25 protein-coding genes are annotated in these 22,652 nt (G+C 73.5%); 17 read left to right on the top strand and 8 right to left on the bottom strand.

What is annotated here, in order from left to right; all coding sequences use genetic code 11:
* Positions 1–191 precede the first annotated feature (191 nt).
* Positions 192–1,094 carry a M23 family metallopeptidase gene (locus tag IG94_RS0129730; RefSeq protein ID WP_052410919.1) on the top strand — a complete coding sequence of 301 codons (903 nt, stop codon included), beginning with the start codon at positions 192–194 and terminating at the stop codon, positions 1,092–1,094.
* Here IG94_RS0129730 and IG94_RS0129725 read toward each other — a convergent pair.
* Positions 1,081–2,376 (bottom strand): CHAD domain-containing protein, encoded by a 1,296-nt coding sequence (locus IG94_RS0129725; protein ID WP_031044125.1) that lies wholly within the window; start codon positions 2,374–2,376, stop codon positions 1,081–1,083. The two genes, IG94_RS0129730 and IG94_RS0129725, sit on opposite strands and share 14 nt — an antisense overlap.
* On the bottom strand, positions 2,357–4,597 hold the full coding sequence (locus tag IG94_RS0129720) for an RNA degradosome polyphosphate kinase (protein ID WP_031044122.1): 2,241 nt from the start codon (positions 4,595–4,597) through the stop codon (positions 2,357–2,359). The genes IG94_RS0129725 and IG94_RS0129720 overlap by 20 nt, the downstream gene beginning before the upstream one ends.
* Before the next feature lie 202 nt (positions 4,598–4,799).
* Between IG94_RS0129720 and IG94_RS0129715 the strand changes: the two genes are divergently transcribed.
* The 5 genes from IG94_RS0129715 (at position 4,800) to IG94_RS0129695 (ending at position 9,315) form a co-directional block, all read left to right on the top strand.
* Complete coding sequence (locus IG94_RS0129715) at positions 4,800–5,342, top strand: RNA polymerase sigma factor (RefSeq protein ID WP_031044119.1); 543 nt, start codon at positions 4,800–4,802, stop codon at positions 5,340–5,342.
* Positions 5,339–6,202 (top strand): cupin domain-containing protein, encoded by an 864-nt coding sequence (locus IG94_RS0129710; protein WP_031044114.1) that lies wholly within the window; start codon positions 5,339–5,341, stop codon positions 6,200–6,202. Before IG94_RS0129715 ends, IG94_RS0129710 begins: the two co-directional genes overlap by 4 nt.
* A gap of 79 nt (positions 6,203–6,281) precedes the next feature.
* Positions 6,282–7,142 (top strand): ABC transporter ATP-binding protein, encoded by an 861-nt coding sequence (locus tag IG94_RS0129705; RefSeq protein ID WP_031044112.1) that lies wholly within the window; start codon positions 6,282–6,284, stop codon positions 7,140–7,142.
* Positions 7,139–8,659: a hypothetical protein gene (locus IG94_RS0129700; protein WP_031044109.1), complete on the top strand. Its 1,521-nt coding sequence runs from the start codon at positions 7,139–7,141 to the stop codon at positions 8,657–8,659. The genes IG94_RS0129705 and IG94_RS0129700 overlap by 4 nt, the downstream gene beginning before the upstream one ends.
* Before the next feature lie 32 nt (positions 8,660–8,691).
* A complete protein-coding gene (locus tag IG94_RS0129695; protein WP_051159853.1) occupies positions 8,692–9,315 on the top strand; it encodes a hypothetical protein in 624 nt (207 codons plus the stop codon).
* A gap of 16 nt (positions 9,316–9,331) precedes the next feature.
* On the opposite strand, the gene mshD is transcribed toward IG94_RS0129695, so the two are convergent.
* Positions 9,332–10,261: a mycothiol synthase gene (mshD, locus tag IG94_RS0129690; protein WP_031044103.1), complete on the bottom strand. Its 930-nt coding sequence runs from the start codon at positions 10,259–10,261 to the stop codon at positions 9,332–9,334.
* 157 nt (positions 10,262–10,418) lie between these two features.
* Between mshD and IG94_RS0129685 the strand changes: the two genes are divergently transcribed.
* The gene (locus IG94_RS0129685; protein ID WP_031044101.1) at positions 10,419–10,706 is read left to right on the top strand and encodes a hypothetical protein; all 288 of its coding nucleotides are present in this window, start codon (positions 10,419–10,421) and stop codon (positions 10,704–10,706) included.
* Positions 10,703–11,101 carry a hypothetical protein gene (locus IG94_RS0129680; RefSeq protein WP_031044099.1) on the top strand — a complete coding sequence of 133 codons (399 nt, stop codon included), beginning with the start codon at positions 10,703–10,705 and terminating at the stop codon, positions 11,099–11,101. Before IG94_RS0129685 ends, IG94_RS0129680 begins: the two co-directional genes overlap by 4 nt.
* On the opposite strand, the gene IG94_RS0129675 is transcribed toward IG94_RS0129680, so the two are convergent.
* From IG94_RS0129675 to IG94_RS0129655, 5 genes are all read right to left on the bottom strand, one after another.
* On the bottom strand, positions 11,092–12,534 hold the full coding sequence (locus IG94_RS0129675; protein WP_031044097.1) for a sensor histidine kinase: 1,443 nt from the start codon (positions 12,532–12,534) through the stop codon (positions 11,092–11,094). The genes IG94_RS0129680 and IG94_RS0129675 overlap by 10 nt on opposite strands.
* The gene (locus IG94_RS0129670) at positions 12,531–13,271 is read right to left on the bottom strand and encodes a response regulator transcription factor (RefSeq protein ID WP_031044094.1); all 741 of its coding nucleotides are present in this window, start codon (positions 13,269–13,271) and stop codon (positions 12,531–12,533) included. The genes IG94_RS0129675 and IG94_RS0129670 overlap by 4 nt, the downstream gene beginning before the upstream one ends.
* Before the next feature lie 120 nt (positions 13,272–13,391).
* Positions 13,392–14,447, bottom strand: a complete 1,056-nt coding sequence (locus tag IG94_RS0129665) for a S1C family serine protease (protein WP_031044091.1) — start codon at positions 14,445–14,447, stop codon at positions 13,392–13,394.
* A gap of 162 nt (positions 14,448–14,609) precedes the next feature.
* Positions 14,610–15,632, bottom strand: a complete 1,023-nt coding sequence (locus IG94_RS0129660) for a LacI family DNA-binding transcriptional regulator (protein WP_078892474.1) — start codon at positions 15,630–15,632, stop codon at positions 14,610–14,612.
* Between the two features lie 42 nt (positions 15,633–15,674).
* Complete coding sequence (locus IG94_RS0129655) at positions 15,675–16,505, bottom strand: response regulator transcription factor (RefSeq protein WP_031044085.1); 831 nt, start codon at positions 16,503–16,505, stop codon at positions 15,675–15,677.
* Positions 16,506–16,750: 245 nt separating this feature from the next.
* Between IG94_RS0129655 and IG94_RS0129650 the strand changes: the two genes are divergently transcribed.
* From IG94_RS0129650 to IG94_RS0129615, 9 genes are all read left to right on the top strand, one after another.
* A complete protein-coding gene (locus IG94_RS0129650) occupies positions 16,751–17,710 on the top strand; it encodes an alpha/beta hydrolase (protein ID WP_031044083.1) in 960 nt (319 codons plus the stop codon).
* An 82-nt stretch (positions 17,711–17,792) separates the two neighbouring features.
* Positions 17,793–18,047: a MoaD/ThiS family protein gene (locus IG94_RS0129645; protein ID WP_031044082.1), complete on the top strand. Its 255-nt coding sequence runs from the start codon at positions 17,793–17,795 to the stop codon at positions 18,045–18,047.
* A 2-nt stretch (positions 18,048–18,049) separates the two neighbouring features.
* Positions 18,050–19,267 (top strand): hypothetical protein, encoded by a 1,218-nt coding sequence (locus tag IG94_RS0129640; protein WP_031044080.1) that lies wholly within the window; start codon positions 18,050–18,052, stop codon positions 19,265–19,267.
* 146 nt (positions 19,268–19,413) lie between these two features.
* On the top strand, positions 19,414–20,151 hold the full coding sequence (locus IG94_RS0129635) for an LmeA family phospholipid-binding protein (RefSeq protein ID WP_031044078.1): 738 nt from the start codon (positions 19,414–19,416) through the stop codon (positions 20,149–20,151).
* 245 nt (positions 20,152–20,396) lie between these two features.
* Positions 20,397–20,477: a putative leader peptide gene (locus tag IG94_RS44400; protein ID WP_350310325.1), complete on the top strand. Its 81-nt coding sequence runs from the start codon at positions 20,397–20,399 to the stop codon at positions 20,475–20,477.
* A 146-nt stretch (positions 20,478–20,623) separates the two neighbouring features.
* A complete protein-coding gene (locus IG94_RS0129630) occupies positions 20,624–21,469 on the top strand; it encodes a sulfurtransferase (RefSeq protein WP_031044076.1) in 846 nt (281 codons plus the stop codon).
* Between the two features lie 30 nt (positions 21,470–21,499).
* On the top strand, positions 21,500–21,787 hold the full coding sequence (locus tag IG94_RS0129625) for a DUF1416 domain-containing protein (protein WP_031044074.1): 288 nt from the start codon (positions 21,500–21,502) through the stop codon (positions 21,785–21,787).
* 89 nt (positions 21,788–21,876) lie between these two features.
* A complete protein-coding gene (locus IG94_RS0129620) occupies positions 21,877–22,137 on the top strand; it encodes a DUF3099 domain-containing protein (RefSeq protein WP_031044071.1) in 261 nt (86 codons plus the stop codon).
* A gap of 27 nt (positions 22,138–22,164) precedes the next feature.
* Entirely contained in the window at positions 22,165–22,551 is a 387-nt protein-coding gene (locus IG94_RS0129615) for a VOC family protein (RefSeq protein WP_031044067.1), read from the top strand.
* Positions 22,552–22,652 lie beyond the last annotated feature (101 nt).

Here is a 22,652-nt window from a genome sequence, read left to right as displayed (position 1 = left end):
GGGCATAAATGAACGCGGGGTGAACCCCTGTGGTCGGTGCGGTGAGGTCACGGAACGCTTACGTCGAGGACACGGAGCGGTCCCGGTCGCGTGCGTCGCGAGCGGGGCGCAGGCCGGGGAGTCGTCGCCCGCATGACAGGATGCGCGTTCGCCCGGACCGACACATCTGCCAAGAGGTGCACGTGCTCGTGATGCTGTGGAAGCGCTACGGCCTGGTGTTCGCCGCCGGCGCCCTGTGCGTCGTGGTGAACCGGCAGGGCATCGGTCCGCTCTGGTGCACCGGCGTGGCGCTGCTGGTCGTCGGCCAGGTCATGCGGGTGACCCTGGTCCGCACCCAGCGTCCGCCCCCGGACCGTGAGCCGGTACTCCTGCGCGTCCCCGTCGCCGGACGCTGGACGGCGCTCAACGGCCCGGCCACGAAGGTCCCCAGCCACACGCACAGCCACGCGCAGACGTACGCCATCGACCTGAAGCACGAGCCCGAAGCGGACGGCGGGGTAGCCGTGCCGCAGGCGCCGCCCTTCCGTTGGCTGTGGCCGCTCGGCAGGCGCTCGGGCCGCTACCCCACCTACGGCAGGCCGGTACTCGCTCCCGCCGGCGGAGTCGTCGTCGCGACCACGGGACGGCAGCGGGACCACCTGTCCCGCATGTCGCTGCCCGCCTTCCTCTTCCTCTACCTTGAGGGCTTCGTCCGCAGCCTCGGGTGGCCGAGGCACCTGATGGGCAACCACGTCGTCCTGGACCTCGGCGACGGCGTGCACGCGGCCTTCGCACACCTGCGGCGCGGCTCGCTGCGGGTGGCCGCGGGGGACCGGGTCACCGCGGGCCAGGAGATCGCCGAGTGCGGCAACTCCGGCAACTCCTCCGAGCCGCACCTGCACTTCCAGCTCATGGACGGCCCCGACGTGATGACGGCGCGCGGTGTGCCGTTCGCCTGGCGGTACCTCGACGGCGACGGCGTGGCACAGACCGGTGTGCCCGAGGACGCCACGCACTTCGCCGCCGTACCGGCCCGGCCGGACCGGACCCTGCCGGACCGGGAGCGGGACCAGGACCCGGCCGTGCCGAGTGGTGCCGGGGCTACGCCGGTCTGACGGGAGTGCCGCGCCAGCAGTGCTGGAACGCGTACCGCGCCGCCTCCACCTCGTGCCGCTGGTCGGCGTGGAGCACGCCGAGCGCGTAGGCCGTCGCCGGGGCGATGCGCGGCGTACGGGCGGCCTGCGCCGCGGCGGCGGCGGCCTCCGAGGCGTCGCGGTGGCGGTTCAGGGCGTCACCGGCGGTGAGCAGGCGTACGTCCGCGGGACCGGCGGGCTCCCCGTTGCCCGCGGCCTCACCGGTGTTCCCGGCCGGTGTCGCGGCCAGCACCTCGACCGCGTACCGGTGCAGGCGCAGCAGCAGGCGCACCTGGTGCCAGGGGGCGTCCTGCGGATGCGGCGCCGGGTCGGGCGAGAGGCCGTGGACCAGTGCCTGGGCGTTGTACGGGCTGCCCGCGGCGACGAGCGGGAGGGCGGCGACGGCGTCGGTGAGCCGGTCGTGCGCGGCGGCCGCCAGCGGGCGCAGGTCGGCCGGCGCGGCGGCGGGGCGCAGCGGGACCTCACTGGCCAGCAGGGCGACCTTGTCCGCGACGGCGTGGAAGCGGCTGCTGCCGAGCGCCTGGAGGGCGGAGGAGTGCGCCCGGGTCCGGGCCAGGGTCAGCTGGCGGTCGAGCAGCGCGCCCGCCTTCGCCGCGCCGACGGTGAGGTTGCCGCGGTCCTGGGCCGCGACGCGGGGAGCGGGAGCGGGGGAAGCGGAGGGAGCGCCGGGCGCAGGGGGCGGCACGGTGGTGGGGGCGGGCGCCGTGGCCCGGTCGCCCACCGCGCGCGGCGCGGCCGCCGCCGGGCCGGACAGCCGGTGCAGGGCGTCGAGCAGGCGTTCCAGGCGGGACGCGTACGCGTGCTCCATCGCCAGCGTGCCGGACAGCCAGGCCAGCTCGGGGCGCATGCCCTCCGCCCAGTCGGTGTCCAGCAGGGACTGGAAGGTGTGCAGGGTGCCGCTGATCCGGCGGGCCGCCCGGCGCAGGGCGAGGGCCGCGTCCCCGTGGCCGGGGGGCGGGGCGGCCCGGTGGGGTCCCGGCGTTCCGTTCGGGCCGGTACCCGACTCCCGGTGCTGGCGCAGGGCGCGCAGGAACTCCGTGGCCTGGGCCCGCAGGTACCGCGCGAGGACCTCCGCGTCGCAGGCGGCGAGAGCGGTCGCCGGGGTGGCCGGTACGGACGCGGGAGCCGCGCGCGTATGCACGGCCACGTCCGTCGGGGTGCCCCTGCCCGGGACGGTGCCCGGGGGAGCCGGTGGACCGCTGCCGGCCGAGGGGTCCGTCGGTTCAAGGTGCTGCTGTGCCACGCCGGCGCCTCCGGGCGTCTATGTGCATCTCCTGGATGTTGCGCAGGGGCTGGCCGTCCGCGTCGGTCGCGTGCCGGGTCCAGTCGCCGTCCGGGCCGAGGTGCCAGGAGGCGGTGGTGTCGGACATACCGGTCTCCAGGAGCCGGTTCAGGGCCGCCCGGTGGGCCGGGTCGGTGACCCGGACCAGGGCCTCTATCCGGCGGTCGAGGTTGCGGTGCATCATGTCGGCGCTGCCGAACCAGACCTCGGGCTCGCCGCCGTTGCCGAAGGCGAAGACCCTGGAGTGCTCCAGGAAGCGGCCGAGGACGGAGCGGACCCGGATGTGCTCCGACAGGCCCGCCACCCCCGGCCGCAGCGCGCAGATGCCGCGCACCCAGACGTCCACCGGGACGCCGGCCTGGGACGCGCGGTAGCAGGCGTCGACCACGGCCTCGTCGACCATCGAGTTGACCTTGATGCGGATGTACGCGGGCCGGCCCGCGCGGTGGTGCTGGATCTCCTTGTGGATGCGGGAGACGAGGCCGTCGCGGAGCGACTTCGGCGCGACGAGGAGGCGGCGGTAGGTCTCGCGCCGCGAGTAGCCGGAGAGGCGGTTGAACAGGTCGGAGAGGTCCGCGCCGACCTGCGGGTCCGCGGTGAGCAGGCCGAGGTCCTCGTAGAGGCGGGCCGTCTTCGGGTGGTAGTTGCCGGTGCCGACGTGGCTGTAGCGGCGCAGGGTCTCGCCCTCCTGCCGCACCACCAGGGACAGCTTGCAGTGGGTCTTCAGGCCGACCAGCCCGTACACCACGTGGCAGCCGGACTCCTCCAGCTTGCGGGCCCACTTGATGTTGGCGTGCTCGTCGAAACGGGCCTTGATCTCGACCAGGACGAGGACCTGCTTGCCGGACTCGGCCGCGTCGATGAGCGCGTCGACGATCGGGGAGTCGCCCGAGGTGCGGTACAGCGTCTGCTTGATCGCCAGCACGTCCGGGTCGGCCGCCGCCTGCTCCAGGAAGGCCTGCACGGACGTCGAGAAGGAGTCGTACGGGTGGTGGAGCAGGACGTCCCGGCCGCGCAGGGCGGCGAAGATGTCCGGCGCCGAGGCGGACTCCACCTCGGCGAGGTCGCGGTGGGTGCCGGCGACGAACTTCGGGTACTTCAGCTCGGGACGGTCGAGGCTGTGGATGCGGAAGAGGCCGGTGAGGTCGAGCGGGCCGGGCAGCGGGTAGACCTCCGCCTCGCCGATCTTCAGCTCGCGCACGAGGAGGTCCAGGACCTCGCGGTCGACGCTCTCCTCGACCTCCAGGCGCACGGGCGGGCCGAAGCGGCGCCGCATCAGCTCCTTCTCCAGCGCCTGCAGCAGGTTCTCCGCGTCGTCCTCCTCCACCTCCAGGTCCTCGTTGCGGGTGAGGCGGAAGGCGTGGTGCTCCAGGACCTCCATGCCCGGGAACAGCTCTTCGAGGTGCGCGGCGATGACGTCCTCGATGGGGACGTAGCGGCCCGGGGAGGCCTCCAGGAAGCGGGAGAGCAGCGGCGGGACCTTGACGCGGGCGAAGTGCCGGTGGCCGGTGACGGGGTTGCGGACGACGACCGCGAGGTTCAGGGAGAGGCCCGAGATGTACGGGAAGGGGTGGGCCGGGTCGACCGCGAGGGGGGTGAGGACCGGGAAGATCTGGTGCCGGAAGAGGGTGAACAGGCGGGCCTGCTCCTTCTCGGCCAGCTCGGTCCAGCGGACCAGGTGGATGCCCTCGTCGGCGAGTGCCGGGGCGACGTCCTCGTGGAAGCAGGCGGCATGGCGGGCCATGAGCTCGCGGGAGCGGGCCCAGATCATGTCCAGCACCTCGCGGGGCTGGAGGCCGGAGGCGGAGCGGGTGGCGACGCCGGTCGCGATGCGGCGCTTGAGGCCGGCGACGCGGACCATGAAGAACTCGTCCAGGTTGCTGGCGAAGATCGCGAGGAAGTTGGCCCGCTCCAGGAGGGGCGTGGCCGGGTCCTCGGCCAGTTCGAGCACGCGTTCGTTGAAGGCGAGCCAGCTGCGTTCGCGGTCGAGGAACCGGCCCTGCGGCAGCCGGGCGCCGCCCGCCTGGGACTCCTCCGACTCCTCGTACGCGTCGAGGTCGGCGTCGATGTCGGGTTCCAGGTCGGAGACGGTGGCGGCCACGGTGTGCGAGCGGTGCGCGGTGATGGAGCCCACGGAGGGCTGCGAGTGCTGGACCTGTCCCTGGCTGTTCGGCTGCCTCATGAACCCATTCTTCCGCGCCGCGCGCGGGTCAGGCGCGTCGGAGGGCACGGAATGGTCCGGCTCGGTGGGCTTCATTCGCCGAGCGTCGCAAGGCTGTCTGAATCAATGGTTACGAGGACATGACGTGCGGGACAGCGGCGGGCTTCCGGAAAGTCTCCGGGACCGTGTGAACCGGTGGGCCGGGCTCGTGCGATGAGGAGACGTGAGCGAAACGAGAAGCGACGGGGAGCTGCTGCGGGCCGTCGCGGCGGATGCCGACCGGCGGGCCTTCGAGGAGCTGTACCGCCGGTACGCGCCCTGGCTGACCGCCCGCATGCGCGGTCGCTGCGCCGACGCCGCCGTGGTCGACGACGTCGTGCAGGAGACGTTCCTCGCCGTGTGGCGGGGCAGCGCGCGTTACCGGGAGGAGGGTGACGTGGCCGGCTGGCTGTGGCGGATCGGGTCGCGGCGCCTGATCGACGCGCTGCGCGGCGAAGGCGCGCGCGGGCGGCTGCGGCAGGCGCTGGCGCGTCTGCGGCACCGGGACGAGGTCTCGGCGGAGGACCGCGTCCTCACCGGGGTCGAGCACGGCGACCTCGCCGGTGCGCTCGTACGGCTCTCGCCGGAGCTTCGCGCGGTGCTCCAGGCCACCGTCGTCGACGGGCTGACCACCCGGGAGGCGGCGGTCCTGCTCGGCATTCCGCCGGGCACGGTCAAGACGCGGGCGATGCGCGCCCGCCGGCAGCTGCGGGAGGCGCTGGCATGAGTATCGAGGACAGCCGTCGCCGGGACACCTGGCACGTCGACGAGGACGACCTGCGGGCCTACGCCCGGGGCGCACTGGCGGCGCCCGCGCTCTGGTCCGCCGACGCCCATCTGACCGCCTGCGCGACGTGCCGCGGCGTCCTGGCCGGGGTGAGCGACGCCGCCGCGCTCGACGCGGGCTGGGAACGGCTCGACGCCGAGCTCGACGCACCCCGGCCGGGCCGGTTCGAGAGGCTGCTGGTGCGGTGCGGCGCGGGCGACGGCACCGCGCGGCTGCTCGCGGCCACGCCCGTACTGCGCCGGTCCTGGCTCGGCGCGCTCGCCGCCGTGCTGGTCACGACCTGCCTCGTGGCCTACTCGGCCGGTGCCGTCGGCAGGCCCACCCTGTTCCTCGCCTTCGCCCCGCTGCTGCCGCTGGCCTCGGTGGCGCTCGCCTACGGGCCTGCGGTCGACCCCACGTACGAGATGGCCGTCGTCTCGCCGATGCACGGCTTCCGGCTGCTGATGATCCGTACGGTCGCCGTGCTCGTCGTGGCGCTCGCGGTGGGCGGTGCGGCCGCCCTCGCGCTGCCCGGGTACGGGGCGGCGGCCCTGGCCTGGCTGCTGCCCGGGCTCGCGCTCACCGCGGCCGGGCTCGCGGTGACGCCCCGGCTGGGCCCGGTGGCCGGACCGTCCGTGGTGGCGGTCGTGTGGGCGGCCGTGCTGCTGGTGGCGGACGCGGGGCGCGCGTCCGCGGACGGCCCGCTGGCGCCGTTCACCGCGGCCGGGCAGGGCGTGTCCGGCGCGGTGGCGGTGCTGGGCGCCGGGCTGCTGTTCCTGTTCCGCGACCGGTTCGACGTCTCCGGCCGCCGTGCCGTGTGAGTCCCCGCCGTCCTCCTGATCCCTTCCTCCTGATCCCTTCCTCTTGATCCCATTCACCTGCTGGACATCGGAGTTTCGTATGCCCCCCACTGTGTCCGCGTCCGGGCTCAGCCTCCACTACGGGCGCACCCGCGCGCTCGACGACGTGTCGCTGCGGCTGGCCCCCGGAGTCACGGGCCTGCTCGGGCCCAACGGCGCCGGGAAGACCACGCTGCTGCGGGTGCTCGCCACCGCCGTGCCCCCCGACCGGGGCGCCTTCACGGCGCTCGGGCACGACCCGGGGACCCCGCAGGGGCGGCAGGAGGTCCGGCGGCGGCTCGGGTACCTGCCGCAGACGCCCGGTTTCCACCCGGACTTCACCGCCTTCGAGTTCGTCGACTACGTGGCGATCCTCAAGGAGCTGGCGGATCGCGGGGACCGGCACCGCGAGGTGCGGCGGGTGCTGGAGGAGGTCGGCCTCGGGGACGTGCGCGGGCGTCGGATCAGGAAGCTGTCCGGGGGCATGCGGCAGCGGGTCGCGCTCGCCGCCGCGCTCGTGGGCGACCCGGGGTTCCTGGTGCTCGACGAGCCGACCGTCGGGCTGGACCCGGAGCAGCGGATGCGGTTCCGGGAGCTGATCGCCGGGGCGGGAGAGGGGCGGACCGTGCTGCTCTCCACCCACCAGACCGAGGACGTGGCGATGCTCTGCCACCGGGTGATCGTCATGGCGGAGGGGGCGGTGCGCTTCGACGGGACGCCGGCCGAGCTGACCGCGCGGGCCACCGGGCGGGTGTGGAGCAGTACGGAGCGGGACCCGGGAGCCAAGGCCGGGTGGCGCACCGGGACCGGGTCCTTCCGGAACGTGGGCGACCCGCCCGCCGGGGCCGACCTGGTCGATCCCACCCTGGAGGACGGCTACCTGCTGGCCCTCGACGGCATCGGCACGGAGGTGACCGCGTGAGCGCCGTACTGGAGGAGACACCCGTGCCCGTGTCGGCACCGGTTCGCGACGGCGGCACGCGGGCCGTGCTCGCCCTGGCCCGCTTCGAGGCGCGCAGGCTGCTGACGAGCGTCCCCGTCGTCCTCGCGTTCGCGGTGTACGTGGCGTGGATCGTCTGGCACACCCAGAACTCCTGGGACGGCTATCCGGCCCTCCAGGACGTCGACCGTGAGACCCAGACGATGCCCACGCTCGTCGGGCTGGCCGTCCTGGTGTACGCCAACTCCGCCGTCCTGCGCTCCGGGCGGCGCGGTACCGAGAGCCACTTCGCGACGCTGGTGATGCCGCCCTGGCGCCGTACGGTGGCCCACGTGCTGTCCCTCGTGCCGGCCGCGCTGCTCATCGCGGTGTGCGTGGCCGGGCAGTTCGCCCGGGAGGCGTTCAAGCCGGGGGCGGTGGGGCACGGTTCGCCGGCCGAGCTGGCCGTCGGTCCGCTGTGCGTGCTGCTGTTCGGGGCCGCCGGGGTGTTGCTGGGCCGGGTGGTGCGCTCGGCGCTCGCCGCGCCGCTGCTGGTGGTGCTGCTGCTGTTCACGGCCGCCTTCAGCGCGGCGCCTGGTGTCACGGATGCGACGTCCTGGCTGGCGCCGTTCGTCGTCGAGCAGAGTGGACCCACCCTGCCCTCCGACCTGCTGGGGCGGCCCGCCGCCTGGCACGCCCTCTACCTGGCGGGCGTGGTCCTGTGCGTGGCCTTCGCCGCCGTGCTCCTCGCCGGCGGGCGGACCATGACCGTCCGGGCGGGCGTCGTCCTGAGCCTGGCGCTGGCGGTGACCGGAGGGGTCCTCCAGGCCGGGGGCGCGGAGGCGTCGCCGGAGCTGACCGCGGCCCGCGAGCGTGCCCTGGTGCGCCCCGAACTGACCTGCGTGCAGCGCGACGGGTCGACGTACTGCGCCTTTCCCGAGTGGGAGCCCCGCATCGACACCTGGGCCCGGACGGTGGACGAGGTCCGGTCCCTCGCCGGCGGCTCCGCGCACGAGAGGCCACTCGTCGTACGGCAGCGGGTCGACGCCACGTTCGGGCTGGCCGGAGACGCGGCCGTCCCCCCGTCCACCGAAGCCGACCGGGTGACCGTGGGCACCGTCTGGGGCGGCAACCGGGTCCCCGAGTTCTCCAGTGCCGTCGCCGCGGTCCTGGTCGCGGGCAGCGAGGAGGCCGGGGGCGAGCTCTGCGACGGGCGGATGGTCACCCTCATGTGGCTCTCGCTGAGCTGGCAGGACGACCCGATGAACGCCCTGAGCCGGGTCCGCCTCGACGACAGTGTGGCAGGCTCCGCCACCGTCCTGTCGCCCACCAACCCGATGACCATGACGGAGGGGCAGACGGACGTCGTGCGTCACCTGCTGGAGAAGCCGCTTCCCGGGACGGGGGACCGGGTGAAGGCGCACTGGGCCGAGCTGACCGAGCCGGGTGTCACGACCGCGCGGGCCGCCGAACTGCTGGGTGTGGCCGCGCCGGAGAAGGCGGACTCGTGCGAGAGGTGACGCGGGCCCTCGTCGGCCCGGTGTGGCGGACGATGCCGTGGCGGGCGCTCGCCGCCGCCGGCGTCCTCGGACTGCTGACCGCCGCCGTGCCGGCCGTCGCCGGCGCGGAACCGGACCCCTGGCAGACGCTGTTGCTGCTGCGGGGCGTCGCCCTGATCGGCGCGCTCGGCCTGGGTTTCCTGCTGGACGACCCGGCCCGGCACCTCACCGCTCCGGTTCCGGCCCGGCGGCTCCTCCGGCAGGCGCTGCGGGTGGGCCTGGTCGCACCGCTCGCCGCCCTGTGGTGGACGGCCGCGCTGCTGCTCGCCCCCTCGGCGTCCCGGCCCCCGGCCGGTGACATCACCCTGGAGGCGGTGGTGGTGGGCGTACTGGCGCTCGCCGGTGCCGCCCTTGCGGTACGGCTGACGGACGAGGCGCGTCCGGGGCCGTTCGTCGCGGCGTTCCTGCTGCTCACGGCGGTACTCGCGCCCCTGCTTGCGCCGGAGGACTGGGCGCTGTTCGTCCAGCCCGACGACCCGCGCTGGTCCACCGCGCACGACCGGTGGGCGGTGCTGGCGGTGGTGGTGGCCGCGGCGGGGGTGCTGTGCGGGCCGGAGCCGGTGGGACGCGGTCGCCGGAGGGCGGCAAAGGCACGCCGGGCCGGCGGACCGCCGTGACGCCGGGGCCGGTGGCTCACGTTTCCGTGCGGTACATCAGGTCCGTCTCGTGGACGGTGAAGCCGAGGCGCTCGTAGACGGCGACCGCCGCCTCGTTGTCGGCGTCGACGTACAGCATCGCCGTGGGCAGCCCCTGCCCGGCCAGGTGCCGCAGGCCGATCGTGGTGAGGGCCTTGCCGAGGCCGCCGCCCTGGGCGTCCGGGCGGATGCCGAGTACGTACACCTCGCCCAGCCCCTCCTCGGCGTGCACCTTCGTCCAGTGGAAGCCGATCAGCCGGCCGTCCCGCTCGGCGAGGAAGAACCCGGCCGGGTCGAACCAGCCCTCGGCCTTCCGGTCGTCGAGGTCGCGCTGCGTGAGCGAGCCCTGCTCGGGGTGGTGGGCGAAGGCGGCGGCGTTCACCGCGAGCCACGCCGCGTCGTCCTGGCCGGGCACGAAGGCGCGTACGGTCACGCCCTCCGGGAGCCGCGGCTCGGGCAGGTCCAGGCCGGCCAACGGGCGCCGCATCTGGCGCAGTTCGCGGAACAGGGTCAGGCCGAGCACCTGCGCGAGATGCCGGGCGGCGGAGTGGCCGCCGTGCGCCCAGACCCGCAGCCGCTTGCCGGAGGCGGCGAGCAGCGCCGATCCGAGGGCCCGCCCGTGCCCCCGGCCCCGGTGCGAGGGGTGGACGACCAGCTCGGCGGCCGGCGGCTCGATCGGGTCGACGCCCTCCAGCTGGGCGTATCCGACGAGTTCGCCGCCGTCGGCGGTGAGCAGCAGGTGCGCGACGCCCTCGCGGGCCGGGCCGCGCAGTTGCAGCCGGCCCTGCTCGGACACGGCGTACTGCCCGTCGTTCCGGGCCGCCTCGGCGAGCAGGGCGAGGACGGCCTCCGTCTGCTCCGGGGCGAGTTCGGCAAGGGTCTCGATGGAACGGGGGTGGCCGGGGTGCACGGTGTCGTCGCTGGTCATGCGTACGAGGGTAAGGGGAGGGCGGCCCGAGCGGCGGTGGGCCGCCTCCCGGGCGCCGGGGCGACGGGCCGTCTCCCGATCGGCGTTGCTGACACCTTCGAGTGAAGAAGGCAGCGGAGGGCGGCCGCCGTGGGTGTGGCGTGACTATGGTGGGGGCATGGCAGAAAACACGACCATTCAGGTGTCGCGCCGGGCCCGCGACCACCTCGCGCAGGTCGCCAAGGAGCGGGGCATGACCCTCGGCCAGCTCGTCGAGCAACTGGCCTCGGAGCAGCCGACGGCGGAGCAGATCGCTGAGCAGGTGGCCGCCACGCGTGCCGTGCTGCGTGAACGGCTGGGCTGCACACTCAGCGACGAGGAGTTCGACAGCGGACCGAACGTGCTGGCCAACATCTACGCGATGGCGGCGGACAAGACCCGGGTTCCGCGGGAGCACGCCGCGTGATCATTCTCGACGCGGGTGCGGCTCTGGCACTCGCCCACGGTCACGAGGCGCTCCACCGCCTCGCCGACAACGTCGCGCACACACCGGGTGACTGGCTGCACCTGCCCGCGCTGTGCCTCATGACGGCCGAGGAGAACGAGGCGCAGGTCGGAAGCGCCCTGCTGGCGCTTCCGGGACTGCACGTCGATCCGCTCGGCCCGACCGCTGCCGTCGTCGTCGGAGGCATGGTGCGGGACGGCTGGGGCGGCGCCGACACGTGTCACGCGCTCTACGTGGCGACACCGCACCTGGACTCGGGCGGCATGTCGATCATCCTGACGGAGAAGGAGAATCTGTACCCACCGGGCTTCCTCACCGTCGACATCGACGCCCCCGGCATGCTCGGCTACCACTGACCCCCCTCCGCCACACCCGTGTCCGGCGGCGGTACCGGTGCCCCCGGCAGTCGGACCGTCGCCGTCGTGCCGTCGCCCTCCGCCGGTCGCAGGGTCACCTCGCCGCCCGCCTGCTGGACCGTGCGGGCCACGATCGACAGGCCCAGGCCCGAGCCGGGCAGCGCGCGGGCGGTCGGGGAGCGCCAGAAGCGGTCGAAGACGTGGGGGAGTTCGTCGACGGGGATGCCCGGACCGTGGTCGCGCACGGTGAGGACCCCGTCGGTGAGGCGTACGTCGATCGTGCCGCCCTCCGGGCTGAACTTCACCGCGTTGTCCAGGATGTTGACCACCGCGCGTTCCAGGGACGCCGGTTCCGCCCGGACGTACCAGGGCCGCACGTCCGCCTCGATCGCCAGCTCCGGGCCGCGCAGGCGGGCGCGGCGCAGGGCCGACTCGACGACGTCGTGCCAGGCGAGGATGCGGGTGCGGCCCTCGTGCTGGCCGGTGTCGGGGCGGGAAAGTTCCTGGAGGTCGCCGATGAGCGCCGCCAGCTCCGTCATCTGGGCCTTCACCGAGGCGAGGAGCGCCTTGCGGTCGGCCTCCGGGATCGGGCGGCCGGTCTCCTCGCTGCGGGTGAGGAGTTCGATGTTGGTGCGCAGCGAGGTGAGGGGGGTGCGCAGTTCGTGGCCCGCGTCGGCGATGAGCTGCTGCTGCAGGTCGCGGGAGCTGGCCAGCGACGAGGTCATGCTGTTGAAGGAGCGGGAGAGGCGGGCGATCTCGTCGTCGCTGTCGTCCTCGACGGGGATGCGGACGGCCAGGTCCTCGGTGCGGGCGACGTGCTCGACGGCACGGGTCAGCTCGTCGACGGGGCGCAGGCCGGTCCGGGCCACCCAGAGGCCGGCCGCGCCGGCGCCGACGACGCCCGCGCCCGCGACGAAGAGGAGGACCAGCGCGAGGTTGCTGAGCGAGCTGTTCACCTCGCTCAGCGGGCGCGCGGCGGAGACGGCCACGTCGGACAGGCCGGGCACGGTGTAGGTGAAGACGCGGTACTGGGTGCCGTCCGAGCCGGTGGCGTCGTGCAGGGCGTTGACGGACGAGCCCTCGGCCACGGCGCGGTCGGCGTCCGTGAGCGGGACCTCCTCCGTGCCGATGATGAGGCAGCTGGAGTTCTGCCGGGCAACCAGCTGCACGGACGAGCCGTAGGGGTTCTGCTCGTGCGTGAGCGGGTCGTGGGCGCAGAGACCGGTGCGCAGGTTGACGTACTGGCTGACCTGCGTCTTGTCCATGCGGTTGGCCTTCAGCGCCTCGTCCAGCGAACTGACCAGCACGGTCTTGACCACGAACCAGCAGGCCACTGCCGCCGCCGCCACCGCGAACGCCACCGCCGCCGCCACCAGCAGCGACAGCCGCGCCCGGATGGGCAGCGCCCGGAACCGGCGGGCGAGACGTCTCACTCGGCGCCGCCCTGCCGCAGGACGTAGCCGACGCCGCGCACCGTGTGGACCAGGCGCGGCTCGCCGCCCGCCTCGGTCTTGCGGCGCAGGTACATGACGTACACGTCGAGGGAGTTGGACGAGGGCTCGAAGTCGAAGCCCCAGACGGCCTTCAGGATCTGCTCCCGGGTGAGGACCTGGCGCGGGTGCGCCATGAACATCTCCAGCAGGGTGAACTCCGTGCGGGTCAGCTCCACCGGCCGCCCGGCCCGTGCGACCTCCCGCGTCGCCAGGTCCATGGTCAGGTCGCCGAAGGCGAGGGTGTCGTCGTCCTCGGCGGTGGCCTCCACCGCCGCCGCGTAGGAGCTGCGGCGCAGCAGCGCGCGGATGCGGGCGAACAGCTCGTCCAGCTCGAAGGGCTTGACGAGGTAGTCGTCCGCGCCCGCGTCCAGGCCGGTCACCCGGTCGCCGACGGTGTCGCGGGCCGTCAGCATCAGGATCGGCGTCAGGTCGCCCGCCCCGCGGATCCGGCGGGCGGCGGTCAGGCCGTCCATGCGGGGCATCTGGATGTCGAGGACGACGAGGTCGGGCCGGTACGCCGCCGCCTTCTCCACGGCGTCGGCGCCGTCGACGGCGACCTCGGTGCCGTACCCCTCGAAGGCGAGGCTGCGCTGGAGTGCTTCGCGGACCGCCGGCTCGTCGTCGACGATCAGGATGCGCTGGACGTCACGGTCGCGGTCGCCGTCTGCGGGGCTCATGGGCTCGGGTCCTCGGGTGCGGTGGGTGGGGTACGGGGGTGCGGGTCGGTCTGCCGGCCGGTCCGCCGGTCGGCTGGTGCGGGGCTTCAGCGTCGCACGTCCATGGTCCCCGGTCCCCGGTCAGTTGCTCGCACCCGCCCGCAGGTCGGGCAGGTCGGCCTTGACGGTGTTGATCGGGATGGCGAAGCCGAGGCCCACGCTGCCCGCGCTGGAGGAGGACTCGGTCGCCGAGTACATCGCGGAGTTGATGCCGATGATGTTGCCGTTCATGTCGATCAGCGCGCCGCCGGAGTTGCCCGGGTTGAGGGAGGCGTCGGTCTGGAGCGCCTTGTACGTCGTCGTGGACGAGCCGGTGTCGCCGTTGAACTCCTGGCCGCCGAACTCGAACGGCCACTGGCCGCCCTGCCCCTGCCGCTGCTGCTGTTGCTGCTGGCCCTCGTCCGTCGAGACGGTCACGTCGCGGTTGAGGGCGGAGACGATACCGCTGGTCACGGTGCCGGTCAGGCCCTCGGGGGAGCCGATGGCGACGACCTCGTCGCCGACCCCGACGCCGTCCGAGTCGCCGAGGGTGGCGGCCGTGAGGCCGGAGGCGTTCTGGAGCTTGATCAGCGCGAGGTCCTTGCTGCTGTCGGTGCCGACGACGTCGGCGGTGTACTGCTTGCCGTCGTTCGTCGTCACCTTGACGGACGAGGCGCCGGACACGACGTGGTTGTTGGTGATGATCTCGCCGTCGCCGGTGATGATCACGCCGGAGCCGGTGGAGGAGCCCGCGTTCGAGGTGGCGTTGATCTCGACGATGCTCGGGCTGACCGCCTTCGCGACCCCGGAGACCGTGCCCTTCTGGCTGGAGGGCACCACGTTGGTGCTGGTGGAGCTGGAGGCGACGGTGTCGCTGCCGGTCAGTTCCTGGATGCCGAACGCGGTGCCGCCGCCGACCGCCGCCGCGACGATCGCCACGGCCGCGAGCAGGGCCACGGGGCCGCGCCGCGCCTTGCGCTTCTGCCGCGGCGGTTCCGGCTGCCCGGCCTGCACGGCGTAGGGCGGCTGGGCGGGCGGGGGCGGCCACTCCGGGTCGACGGGAGTGGAGGCGTGCTGCTGGGCGCCCTGGTACGGGTTGGCGTACGGGTTCTCTTGCGCGTGCTCGTACTCGCCGTTGTGGCGGAGGCTCTCGGTCATGTTCATGAGCTTCCCGCCCCCGCATGAGAACGGCCTGAGTGCCGCCTGAGAAGCCCGGCAGAAGCTCGTATGCCCGATATAAAGAGGGGCCCGGTCCCGATGCAGACCCGCCCGGTCCCGGCGGCGACCACGCGCGTGCGTGCTCTACGCGCTGTGTGCGCTCTACGCGCAGCCGCAGGACTGGCGGACCACCAGCTGGGACGGGAAGAGCTTCAGCCGCTCGCGCCGCGAGCCCGCCACCCGCAGGCCGTCGTCCAGGACCAGGTCCACCGCGGCCCGCGCCATCGCCGACCGGTCCGAGGCGACCGTGGTCAGCGGCGGATCGGTGAGGTCCGCCTCCTTGATGTCGTCGAAGCCCGCCACCGCCAGCTCGCCCGGCACGTCGATGCGCAGCTCGCGGGCGGCCCGCAGCAGGCCGATCGCCTGGTCGTCGGTCGAGCAGAAGATCGCGGGCGGGCGCTGCGGCCCGGCGAGCAGCTCCAGGCCCACCCGGTACGCGTCGTAGCGGTTGTACGGCGCCTCGAAGAGCCGGCCCTCGGTCGGGAGCCCGGCCTCCTGCATCGCGCGCCGCCAGCCCTCGACGTGGTCGGAGACCGGGTCGCCGACGGACGGCGTCTCGGCGGTGCCGCCCATGCAGGCGACGTAGGCGTACCCGTGCTCCAGCAGGTGGCGTACGGCGAGCTGGGCGCCGCCCAGGTCGTCGGTGACGACGGCGACGTCGTCGATGGCCTCCGGGCGCTCGTGCAGCAGCACGACCCGGGCGTCCCAGGCGTCGATCTCGGCGGCCGCGTTGTCGTTCAGCGCGTGGCTGACCAGGATCAGGCCCGAGACCCGCATGCCGAGGAAGGCCCGCAGGTAGTGGACCTCGCGCTCACCTACGTAGTCGCTGTTGCCGACGAGCACCATTTTTCCGCGCTCGGAGGCGGCCCACTCGACCGCGTGCGCCATCTCCGCGAAGAACGGCTGGCGCGCGTCCGGCACGATCAGGCCTATGAGGTCCGTGCGCCGCGACGCCATGGCCTGGGCGACCCGGTCCGGCCGGTACCCCAGTTCCTTGATCGCGGCGAGGACACGCTCGCGCGTGGCCGGGGCGACCGGCCGGGGTCCGTTGTTGATGACGTAGCTGACGACGGCGGTGGAAGTCCCCGCCAGCCGCGCCACATCGTCCCGAGTCACCTTGGCCACGCGCGGAGTCTACGCGGATGGATCCGCCCCGGGCAGGGCGTATCACACCTTGGATGACCTCGCGCCCGCCGCCCCGTTCGCCTCGGCGGCCGCCTTCCCGGGCGCCTCGTCCTTCTCCGCCTCGTGAGCCTCTTCGGCTTTCTCGGCCTTCCCGGCTTTCTCGGCCTTCTCGGCCTTCTCGCTCTTGTCGCCCTTGTCGGGTTTCTCCGGCGTCACGAAGCGGTAGCCGACGTTGCGGACCGTGCCGATCAGCGACTCGTGCTCCGGGCCGAGCTTGGCGCGCAGCCGCCGTACGTGCACGTCGACCGTGCGGGTGCCGCCGAAGTAGTCGTAGCCCCACACCTCCTGGAGCAGCTGGGCGCGGGTGAAGACCCGGCCCGGGTGCTGGGCCAGGTACTTGATCAGCTCGAACTCCTTGAAGGTCAGGTCCAGGACCCGGCCCTTGAGCTTGGCGGAGTACGTCGCCTCGTCGACCGACAGGTCGCCGTTGCGGATCTCCATCGGGGAGTCGTCGCCGCTGATCTGCTGGCGGCCCGTGGCCAGCCGCAGCCGCGCCTCGACCTCCGCCGGACCCGCGGTGTCAAGCAGCACGTCGTCGATGCCCCAGTCGGCGGTGACGGCGGCGAGACCGCCCTCGGTGACGACGAGCACCAGCGGGCAGCTGAGGCCCGTGGAGCGCAGCAGCTGGCACAGGCTGCGGATCTGCGGAAGGTCGCGGCGGCCGTCGACGAGGATGACGTCGGCGCCCGGGGTGTCGACGAGCGCGGGTCCCTCCGCCGGGGCCACACGGACGTTGTGCAGCAGCAGACCGAGGGCGGGGAGCACCTCCGTCGACGGCTGGAGTGCGTTGGTCAGGAGCAGCAGAGAACTCATCGCGCCCCACCTGCCTGGGTCGTCCTGTGGTCGTGCCCGGTTCGCTCGCCCATAACGTCTGGTTCCTCCTGGGTCCCTGCGAGGACGTCTGCGGCTCTGCTTCGTACAGGTGCGGGTCCCGGCCCGTGGGGCCCGCGGTGCGTCCTGGAGGTGAACGCCCGGCGTCCGCCCGGCATCGCTCCTGAAAGCACGAAAGGACCCGGGGGCTACGCTGCCCGAGTCCTCTGCCCAGCAGAATAGCCGACATGAGCAACCGACCGGCAGGTCATGTGTCGCGTTCCACCCGTCGCCGAGACAATCGTCCGGATCCCGAGACGCCCCGGGAAGCGCCGCGCCGCAGCCGCGCGCGCACCTTCCTCCGTACGGCCGACGGGGTCCCGATCGACGCCGTGTACGAGCCGGGTACGACCGATCGTGGCGCTTCTGACCTGGTCTTCGTCGTCGCGCACGGCTTCACGGGCGACGCGGACCGGCCGCACGTGCGCCGGATCGCGGCGGCGTTCGCGCGGCACGGTGCCGTGGTCACGTTCTCCTTCCGCGGGCACGGCGCCTCCGGCGGCCGGTCCACCGTCGGCGACCGCGAGGTGCTCGACCTGGCGGCGGCGGTCGCGTGGGCGCGCGGCTTCGGGCACGCGCGCGTGGCGACCGTCGGCTTCTCCATGGGCGGCTCGGTGGTCCTGCGGCACGCGGCGCTGTACGGCGGTGACGGGAGGGGCGGCGGCGCTTCCCCGGCGGGGTCCGGCGGTGACGGTGCTTCCCCGGCGGCGGAGTCCGGTGGCGACGGCGTATCCCCGGTGGCGCCCGGTGGTGACGCCCGTACGGACGCCGTCGTGTCGGTCAGCTCGCCCGCCCGCTGGTACTACCGGGGCACGGCGCCGATGCGCCGGCTGCACTGGCTGGTGATGCGTCCCGCGGGGCGCGTGGTGGGCCGCTACGGCCTGCGCACCCGTATCCACCACCGGGACTGGGACCCGGTGCCGCTGTCCCCGGTCCGGGCGGCGGCGCGGATCGCCCCGACGCCGCTGCTGGTCGTGCACGGCGACCGGGACGGCTACTTTCCCCTCGATCACCCCCGGATGCTGGCCGAGGCGGCCGGTGACCACGGCGAACTCTGGCTGGAGCCCGGCATGGGCCACGCCGAGAACGCCTCGGACGCCGGACTGCTCCACCGCATCGGCGACTGGGCGGTGTCCCGGGCGGGCTAGCCTGACGGGGTCACCGCCGACCCGGCGGTGGACACGGCCGGTCGGCACGGACGCCGACCGGCACCGGCGACGAAGGATCCAGATGGCAAAGGTCACGGTGCGCTACTGGGCCGCCGCGAAGGCCGCGGCGGGGGTGGCCGAGGAACCGTACGACGCGGGCACCCTCGCCGACGCGCTCGGCGCGGTGCGCGAGCGGCACCCCGGCGAACTCACGCGCGTGCTGCTGCGCTGCTCGTTCCTCGTCGACGGCGACCCCGTGGGCGTGCGCGGGCATGAGACGGTACGGCTGGCCGACGGCGGCACGGTCGAGGTGCTCCCGCCGTTCGCAGGAGGGTGACGATGACCAACCAGCCGCATCAGCCGCAGCAGCCGTACGAGGGGTACGACGGGTATGCGGGGTACGACGCCCAGGCGTGGCCCGCGCAGCAGCAGCACCAGCCGCAGCAGCCGTACGAGGGGTACGGGGCGCCGCAGCCGGACCCGAACGCCGACCAGTACACGCAGCAGTGGCAGGGGCAGACCTGGGAGACGCAGGTGCAGCCCCCGGTCTCCGCGGACGAGACGGCGTATCTGCCGCCGTACGCCGCACAGGCCCCGCAGGGCTACGGGCAGCAGCCCCAGCCGCACCACCAGCCCCACTCGCCGCAGGCGCAGCAGTACGCCCCTGACTACGGCCGGCCGCAGCACCAGGCGCAGAGCCAGCCGTACGCGCCCCCCGCCCCCGCACCCGCGGCTCCCGCTCCCTCCGCCCCCTCCGACGGCGCCGGCGCCGGCTACGGTCCGGCGACCGTCGCCGGGAACACGCGCGTCACCGACGCCCAGCGGGCCCGTGCCGAGGGGCGTTCGCCGATCATCGACCCCGGGATGCAGCCCGCGGGCCTCACCGCGCTGCTCGGTCTGCTGCTCTCCGGCGCGGCGGCGCTCGGCACGTACGCGCTGCTCGTCCCGCTCGTCGTCCTCCAGGGCCTCACCGCGGCGGGCTGGTTCCGGCTGAACGGCATGTGGCCGGCCCGGCAGGGCATCGCGCTGGGCTTCGCGGGCGCGCTGGCGGCCGACGCGGCGCTGCTGGTGTCGGACCGTTCACCGGCGGCGATCGTCGGCACCCTCGGGGTGTGGGTGCTGCTGTCCCTCGTCCTCACCCTGCGCTCGCACGCCGACCCCGACGAGCGGATGTACGGCCTGATGGCGACCGTCGCCGCCGCGGCGCTGGCCGTGATCGCGGGCGGGTACCTCGCCGCCGACGCGGAGGCCGTGACGGTCGGCGCGATCGCGGTGGCGGTGGCCGCCGTGGCCCGCGCGCTGCCGCTGCCGACCCCGGTCTCCGTCGTCGTCGCGCTGCTCGCGGCGGCCGGTGCGGGGATCGCCGTCGGCTCGATGACGGACTTCGGGGCGTCGGGGGCGCTGCTCGGCGCGGGAGCGGCGGTGTGCGCGCTGATCGGCCTGCGGGTCGCGGCGTACGACTACCCCTCCCGCTTCGTCCACTTCACGGCGGGCGTTGCCCTGCCGCTCGCGGTGGCGGCTCCGGCGGTGTACGTACTGGGCCGGGCCCTGGCCTGACCGGCGCACAGTGAGGGCGCCTCCCCTGTCACAGCTGTTCGACAAAATACGGGGGGTGCCACCGCCCCGCGTTACGCTCGCGCTGGACGGCCACCGGCCGTCGGGGGCCGCCGTCGTTGGACCGTCCAGGGTTGGGGAACAGAAGCATGCGCGCACTGCGAATACTGTTGATCGTCGTCGTGATCCTGGGCGGCCTCTTCGTGATCGCCGACCGCGTCGCAGTGAAGTTCGCCGAGGACGAGGTCGCCGACAAGCTGCGCAGCACCGAGAACCTCTCCTCGACGCCGGACGTCTCCATCAACGGCTTCCCCTTCCTCACGCAGGTCGCCGGCGGCGAGCTGGACGAGGTGGAGGTCGGCATCGACGGCTACGAGGCCTCCACGGGCAATGGCGGCGACACGATCCGTATCGCCGACCTGAGCGCCCGCATGAAGGGCGTCGAGTTCTCCGGCGACTACAGCTCGGCCACCGCGGCGACCGCCACCGGCACCGCGACCGTGAGCTACGACGAGCTGATGAAGGCCACGAAGTCCGAGTCCACCGACGTGGCGCCCGGTGTCACCGCCAAGGTCGTCGGCCTCTCCGACGGGGGCGGCGGCAAGATCAAGGTGACGGTACGGGCCACGGTGCTCGGCGTGGAGTACCCGGAGCCGATCGACGTGCTCAGCTCGGTCACGGTCAAGAACAACGACGTCTCGGTCGTCGCCGACGGCCTGCCCCAGATCGGCGGCAAGCAGCTCGCCGAGTCGCGGATCCGGGCCATCACCGACTTCCAGCAGACCATCGACGAGCTGCCGGGCGGCATCGAGCTGGACAAGGTCGAGGCGGCGAAGGACGGCGTCGAGATCACGGTGAAGGGTTCGAACGTCAAGCTGGCCGGGTAGGACGAGGGTCGGCCGAAGGACGAGGCAGCCCGCGACCGGTACGCCCCACGCCCTCGTGACGCTCCCTCCCTCGTCCGAGGAGCGAGACGCAGCCGTCCGTACCGCAGATGCGAACACCACCTGATCGGTCCTCCCGGCCCCGGGAGCGCCCCGGCGGTGTCACTGATCCCACAATTCGGACGATCGAGTCTCACTATGCGACACGTCGGTGACACGACCCGTCCCGCGTCCTTACGATCGACACCATGAAGCGACAGGCGGATCTCACAAAGCGGCGGGCAGTGGACCTGTGCCGCGTTGCCGCCATGCTCTGTCGCACCTTCTGAGGCGGGCGGCGACGCCGCCGTCCACGTCCCCCTCACCCCTCGCTCCCGCCCCGCTCTGTCGTGGGCACCCGCGCGCCGCCGCACGGCCCGAGCGCGCGCATCCCCGCACCGCACGCCCCGCCGCCAACTGCCCCGGAGGAGAAAACATGAGCCGCAGCGACGTCCTGGTCGACGCCGACTGGCTGCAGGACCACCTGGACGACTCGAACATCGCGATCGTCGAGGTGGACGAGGACACGTCCGCGTACGAGAAGAACCACATCAGGAACGCGATCCGGATCGACTGGACGCAGGACCTCCAGGACCCGGTCCGCCGCGACTTCGTCGACCAGGAGGGCTTCGAGAAGCTGCTCTCGGCGAAGGGCATCGCCAACGACACGCTGGTGATCCTCTACGGCGGCAACAACAACTGGTTCGCCTCCTACGCGTACTGGTACTTCAAGCTCTACGGCCACGACAGCGTCAAGCTCCTCGACGGCGGCCGCAAGAAGTGGGAGCTGGACGCCCGCGAGCTGGTCGCCGGCGACGAGGTGCCGCAGCGCCCCGCCACCGACTACAAGGCCAAGCCGCAGAACACCGCGATCCGCGCGTTCCGCGACGACGTGGTCAAGGCGATCGGCGCGCAGAACCTGGTCGACGTCCGCTCGCCCGACGAGTTCTCCGGCAAGCTGCTCGCCCCGGCGCACCTCCCGCAGGAGCAGTCGCAGCGTCCGGGCCACGTTCCGTCCGCCCGCAACATCCCGTGGTCGAAGAACGCCAACGACGACGGCACCTTCAAGTCGGACGACGAGCTCAAGGAGCTGTACACCGACGAGCAGGTCGACCTGGCGAAGGACACCATCGCCTACTGCCGCATCGGTGAGCGCTCCGCCCTGACCTGGTTCGTCCTGCACGAGCTGCTGGGCGTGGAGAACGTCAAGAACTACGACGGCTCCTGGACCGAGTACGGCTCCCTCGTCGGCGTGCCGATCGAGCTCGGCGCCGCGAAGTAAGCCCGCCCCCAACCCCTCAGGAGTAACGACATGTGCGGAGCGAAGGCCGGCGGCCCCGACGCCTCGACGATCAAGCCCGGTGAGACCACCATCCAGGGTCAGGTGACCCGCGACGGCGAGCCGGTGACGGGCTACGTCCGTCTGCTGGACGCCACCGGCGAGTTCACGGCGGAGGTTCCGACGTCCGCCACGGGCCAGTTCCGCTTCTACGCGGCCGAGGGCACCTGGACCGTACGGGCGCTCGTCCCCGGCGGCACCGCCGACCGCACGGTCGTCGCCCAGCAGGGCGGTCTCGCGGACGTCGCGATCGCCGTCTGACGGCACGCACGCCACGCGGCCGGGGGCCGCGCCACGGGTGTCCGACCTGTGGCGCGGCCCCTTCGCCGTGACGGGCCTACGCTGGAGACATGTACGCACGGCGGCGGCACGTCTACTTCGCCATGATGGGGACCTGCATCGTGCTCTTCGTCCTGGCCTGGGGCGTCGTACGCATCTGGTCCGTGCCGGCCGCCGTCGGCCTGTGCGTCGTGGCGATGCTCATCCCGCCGCTGGCCGCCATCGTCGCCAACCGCCGAGGCCCGGAGGACCGCTGGTGGGACGACCCGTCGGGCGACACGAAGTCCGACGAGTGGTGGGACGAACTCGACGGCAGGAAACGCCGTCGCTGAGCCCGGCCCTCGGCGAGGATGGCGCTCATGTCCCCGACGAAGCTGTCCACGGTCGTACTGGACGCGCACGACGCCCGCGAACTCGCCGGCTTCTACCAGCGTCTGCTGGGTTACGTGGTGCGCGCCGAGGACGGCGGCTGGGTCCTCATCGGCCCGCCGCCGGGCACCCCCGGCACTTCCCTGGCCTTCGAGACGGAGCCCGCCTACGTGCCGCCCGCCTGGCCGTCCCGCGCCCCGGGCGAGCAGCAGATGATGCTGCACCTCGACATCGAGGTCGACGACCTGGCCGCCGAGACCGAGCGGGCCGTGGCCGAGGGCGCCCGCCTCGCCGACCACCAGCCCCAGGACGACGTACGGGTCCTGCTCGACCCGTCGGGGCACCCGTTCTGCCTGTGGGTGCAGGCCGACCGGTGACGGGAAGCCCCCGGCCAAGCCGGTGGCGCTCCCTCGGCATGACCGAATCGTGATCAAGATCGCCGCAACCCCCGGCACCGGCCGCCGGTCTCCTGAGCGCG

The sequence above is a fragment of the Streptomyces olivaceus genome (genome assembly GCF_000721235.1).
In the GTDB taxonomy this organism is placed as follows: domain Bacteria; phylum Actinomycetota; class Actinomycetes; order Streptomycetales; family Streptomycetaceae; genus Streptomyces; species Streptomyces olivaceus.
The sequence above is the reverse complement of the archived record's forward strand: the minus strand, read 5'-3'. Positions and strand labels throughout refer to the sequence as shown.